Here is a 4,758-nt window from a genome sequence, read left to right on the forward strand (position 1 = left end):
AGCCGCCCGGCGGCGGACGGCCGGCACCCGACCCACCGGCACACGGCCGCCGCCGGACCCGACCCGATTCCACATCCGTCCCTAGATCCCGTGCGCCGCGTCCGTCGGGTCCCGCGAAGGACCCGGCGGGCGCGGCCACCCCAGGAGCCGAGAAGATGACCCACCACGACCCGTCCGCCACCGACCGGCGGGCGTTCCTGCGCACCGCGGCGCTGCTCGGCGCCGCCGTGCCGCTCGTCGCCGCCGGATGCTCCACCACCGACCCCGAGCAGGAGCAGCGGGGCGGCGGCACGCTCAAGCGCGCCAAGCAGGACGGCAAGATCACCATCGGATTCGCCAACGAGTCGCCCTACGGCTACACCGACAAGGGCGGCAAGCTCACCGGGGAGGCGCCCGAGCTGGCCCGGGTGATCTTCAAGGAGCTCGGCATCGACAAGGTCGAGGGCGTCAACGTCGACTTCGGCGGGCTGATCGGCGGGCTCAAGGCCAAGCGGTTCGACGTGATCGCCGCCGGCATGTTCGTGCTGCCCGGACGCTGCGCGGAGGTCGCCTTCGCCGACCCCGACTACGTCGCCAAGTCGGCGTTCATGGTGCCGAAGGGCAACCCCAAGGGCGTCCACAAGTTCGAGGACGCCGCCGCCAAGAAGCTGAAGGTCGGCGTGCTCACCGGCGCGGCCGAGGCCGACTACGCCACCAAGCTCGGCGTGTCCAAGGGGAACCTGAAGACCTTCCCCGACCAGCCGAGCGCGTTCGAGGGCCTGAAGGCCGGCCGGATCGACTGCATCGCCCTGACCCGCATCTCCCTGACCGACCTGCTGTCCAAGCACCAGGGCTCACCGTTCGAGGTCACCGACGCCTACGTGCCGGTCATCGGCGGCAAGGAGCAGCTCGGCGCGGGCGCGTTCGCGTTCCGCAAGGCCGACACCGACCTGCTGAAGGCGTTCAACGGCAAGCTCGCCGAACTCAAGCAGGGCAACCGGCTGCTCCCGATCATCAAGCCGTTCGGGTTCAGCCAGGCCGAGCTGCCGGGCCCGAACGACACGGCCGCCCGGTTCTGCCAGGGCTGATCGCCATGTCCGACGTACTCGACAGTTACCCGCTGCTGCTCAGGGGAGCCTGGACCACCCTCCAGATCACCCTGCTCGGCGCCGCGTTCGCCCTGGTCATGGCCCTGGTCGTGGGGCTGGCCGGGACGGCCCGCAGCACCGTGCTCCGCGCGGTCAACCGGCTCTACGTGGAGTTCTTCCGCGGCATCGCCGCGCTGGTGCTCATGTACTGGTTCTTCTACGCGCTGCCGCTGCTCGGCCTGCGGTTCACGCCGATCGCGGCGGCCGTCCTCGCGGTCGGGCTGAACTACGGCGCCTACGGCGCGGAGGTCGTGCGCGGCTCGGTCAACGCCGTCCCGCGCGCCCAGTGGGAAGCGGCCTGCGCGCTGAACTTCACCGCCTTCCAGCGGCTGCGCCGGGTGCTGCTCCCGCAGGCCACGGCGCTGATGCTGCCGCCGTTCGGCAACCTGCTCATCGAGCTGATGAAGGCCACGGCGGGCGTGTCGCTGGTGGCGATCGCCGACCTGACCTTCCGGGCCAAGCAGATCCAGGCGTCCACGGGCCAGACCGCCGCGACGTTCGCGGTGATCCTGGTGATCTACTTCGTGATCGCCCAGGCGCTGCAGGTGCTGGTGCGGCTCGCCGAACGGCGCACCGCGCGGATGCTCGGCCGCGGCCTGCCGCCGCGTCCGGCCACCGTGAAGGCCGCCGCCGGGCAGGCGGTGACGCCGTGAACTGGGACTGGAACTACACCGGCGACCTCATCCCGGACCTGCTGGACGGCCTGCGCGTCACGATCATCGCGACGCTGTTCGGCTACCTGATCGCGCTGGCCCTCGGCCTGGTCTGGGCGCTGCTGCGGCGCTCGCCGAACGTGGTGCTCAACCAGACCGTCCGGTGGGTGACCGAGTTCATCCGCAGCACCCCGCTGCTGGTCCAGCTGTTCTTCATCTTCTACGTGCTGCCCTCCTGGGGGATCACGCTCGGCGCGCTGACCGCCGGGATCGTGGGCCTCGGGCTGCACTACTCGACCTACACCGCCGAGGTGTACCGGGCGGGCATCGAGGACGTCGCGCGCGGCCAGTGGGAGGCCGCGACGGCGCTGAACCTGCCGCGCCGCCGGGTGTGGTTCGCCGTGGTGCTGCCGCAGGCGGTCCGGCGGATCGTCCCGACGCTCGGCAACTACCTGATCGCCCTGTTCAAGGACACGCCGTTCCTGTTCGGGATCACCGTGAGCGAGCTGCTGGCCAGCGCGTTCGACGAGGGCGCGCACACCCTGAAGTACCTGGAGCCGATCACCGTCGCCGGGCTGTTCTTCATCATCGTCAGCGCCGTGTCGTCCCTGGCCCTGCGACGTCTGGAGAAGCGCTATGCCACCAACTGACCTCACCTCGCCCGCCGAGCCGCTGCCCGAGAAGGCCACCGCCGGCGACGCCGCCGAGCCCGCCGCGGCGAAGCCCGCGACCGGCGCCCCCGACGCGGTCAAGGCCCCGACCAGGGTCCCGTGCGGCATCAGGTTCGAGGAGGTGGTGAAGCGCTTCGGCGACAACGTCGTGCTGGACCACCTGGACTTCACCGTCGCCGCCGGGGAGCGGGTCACGCTGATCGGGCCGAGCGGCTCCGGCAAGACCACGATCCTGCGGCTGCTGATGACGCTGGAGCGGCCGGACGGCGGGGTGATCCGCGTCGGGGACGACCCGCTGTGGCACATGGAGCGCGGCGGGAAGCTCGTCAAGGCCAACGAGCGGCACCTGCACGAGATGCGCAAGCGGATCGGCATGGTGTTCCAGCAGTTCAACCTGTTCCCCAACATGAACGTGCTGCGCAACCTCACCGAGGGGCCGGTGCACGTGCTGGGGCTCGGCAAGGACGAGGCGGTCGAGCGGGCGCGCGGCCTGCTGGAGATGGTCGGCCTGGCCGACAAGGAGGACGCGCACCCGACCCAGCTGTCGGGCGGCCAGCAGCAGCGCGTCGCGATCGCGCGGGCGCTGGCGATGGAGCCGACCGTCCTGCTGCTGGACGAGGTGACCTCCGCGCTCGACCCCGAGCTGGTCGTCGGCGTCCAGGACCTGCTGCGCGACATCGCCCGCAGCACCGACGTGACGATGCTGTGCGTGACCCACGAGATGGGCTTCGCGCGCGACATCTCCAACCGGGTGCTGATGTTCGACCAGGGCCGCATCGTGGAGGAGGGCACGCCCGAGGCGATCTTCGAGGATCCGAGCGAGGAGCGGACCCGCGAGTTCCTGCGCGCGGTACTGGCGTCCTGACGAGGCGGCCGCGTCCTCACGGGGCGGCCACGTCCTCCGCGCGACGCCGGCCGGAGCCCGGTGGCCGTGAGGTCGCCGGGCTCCGGCATGCCCGGGGACGACCCTCGCGTGGGCGCGCCCCCGCCAGGCATGGCCTAGATAAAGGAGAGCATCGCGCGGGGGGATGGTCAGGACCGAATGCCGTTCGGTACGGTGGGGGCATGAGTGACGGCGCGGCCATCGCGGGACTCGGCATGACCGAGCTCGGCAAGGTGTACGGACGCAGCCCGCGCAGGCTGGCCGCCGACGCGGTGCGCGCGGCGGTCGGCGACGCCGGCCTGGCCCTCGGCGACCTGGACGGGCTGCTGGTCAGCCACGGCCTCGGCGGCTCCCCCGGGATCGAGCTGGCCGACACCCTCGGCCTGCGCGACCTGCGCCTGCTGACCCAGATGAACTCCTTCGGCGCGACCGCCGGCGCGATGCTCTCCTACGCGGCGATGTCGGTCCTGTCCGGCGCCGCGACGACCGTCGCCTGCGTGTTCGCCGACGCGCCGCTCAAGCCGAAGCAGTCGGCCGGCTCGGCCTACCACCGCGACGCCCCCGAGTGGTACGGCTTCGGCGGGATGACCGCCGCGCTCGGCTTCCGCAGCGTCAACGCGTTCTACGCGCTCGCCGCGCAGCGCCACATGGCCCGCTACGGCACGACCAGCGAGCAGCTCGGGGCGATCGCGGTCGGCACCCGCGCCTGGGCGTCCCGCAACCCGCTCGCCCAGATGCGCGAGCCGATCACCCTCGCCGACCACCAGAACTCCCGCTGGGTCGCCGAACCGCTGCACCTGCTCGACTGCTGCATCGTCTCCAACGGCGCCGTCGCCGTCGTGGTGACCAGCGCCGACCGCGCCGCCGACCTGGCCCGCCCACCCGTCCACCTGTGGGGCTGGGGGCAGGGGCATCCGGGCCTCCGCAAGGAGCGCGGCAGCGGGTTCGGGCTGGTCACGGGCGCGGCGACGTCCGGACCCATCGCGATGAAGATGGCCGGGATCACGCCGGACGACGTCACGCAGGCCCAGCTCTACGACTGCTACACCTACACCGTCCTCGTGTCCCTGGAGGACTACGGCTTCTGCGGCAAGGGCGAAGGGGGCCCGTTCGCCGCGTCCGGCGCGCTGGCCCCCGGCGGCCCGCTGCCGGTCAACACCGGCGGCGGGCAGCTGTCCGGCTACTACATGTGGGGCATGACGCCGGTCTCGGAGGCCGTGATCCAGGCCCGCGGGGACGGCGGCGACCGCCAGGCCGCCAACGACGTGATCCTGGTCAGCGGCAACGGCGGCATCCTCGACCACCACGCGACGCTGGTCCTCAGCCCGCACCGGAAGGGGGCCTGATGGACATCGGGATCCTGCGCCGCGACGGCCGCACCGACGGCTTCTTCGACGCCGCCGCCCGCGACCGGCTCGCCGTCC

5 protein-coding genes are annotated in these 4,758 nt (G+C 72.1%); all 5 read left to right on the forward strand.

Annotation, left to right across the window (positions count from 1 at the left end; genetic code table 11):
- Positions 1-155: 155 nt before the first annotated feature.
- The 5 genes from ehuB (at position 156) to AB0J52_RS27850 (ending at position 4,680) form a co-directional block, all read left to right on the forward strand.
- Entirely contained in the window at positions 156-1,067 is a 912-nt protein-coding gene (gene ehuB, locus AB0J52_RS27830) for an ectoine/hydroxyectoine ABC transporter substrate-binding protein EhuB (RefSeq protein WP_500185345.1), read from the forward strand.
- 5 nt (positions 1,068-1,072) lie between these two features.
- Positions 1,073-1,780, forward strand: coding sequence for an ectoine/hydroxyectoine ABC transporter permease subunit EhuC (gene ehuC / locus AB0J52_RS27835; RefSeq protein ID WP_500185347.1), 708 nt, complete (start codon positions 1,073-1,075; stop codon positions 1,778-1,780).
- Entirely contained in the window at positions 1,777-2,430 is a 654-nt protein-coding gene (gene ehuD, locus AB0J52_RS27840; RefSeq protein WP_500185348.1) for an ectoine/hydroxyectoine ABC transporter permease subunit EhuD, read from the forward strand. Before ehuC ends, ehuD begins: the two co-directional genes overlap by 4 nt.
- The gene (gene ehuA, locus AB0J52_RS27845) at positions 2,417-3,316 is read left to right on the forward strand and encodes an ectoine/hydroxyectoine ABC transporter ATP-binding protein EhuA (protein ID WP_500185350.1); all 900 of its coding nucleotides are present in this window, start codon (positions 2,417-2,419) and stop codon (positions 3,314-3,316) included. The genes ehuD and ehuA overlap by 14 nt, the downstream gene beginning before the upstream one ends.
- 200 nt (positions 3,317-3,516) lie before the next feature.
- Positions 3,517-4,680, forward strand: a complete 1,164-nt coding sequence (locus AB0J52_RS27850) for a thiolase family protein (RefSeq protein ID WP_500185352.1) — start codon at positions 3,517-3,519, stop codon at positions 4,678-4,680.
- Positions 4,681-4,758: the final 78 nt, after the last annotated feature.

It is taken from the genome of Spirillospora sp. NPDC049652, assembly GCF_040675125.1.
Taxonomy (GTDB): domain Bacteria; phylum Actinomycetota; class Actinomycetes; order Streptosporangiales; family Streptosporangiaceae; genus Spirillospora.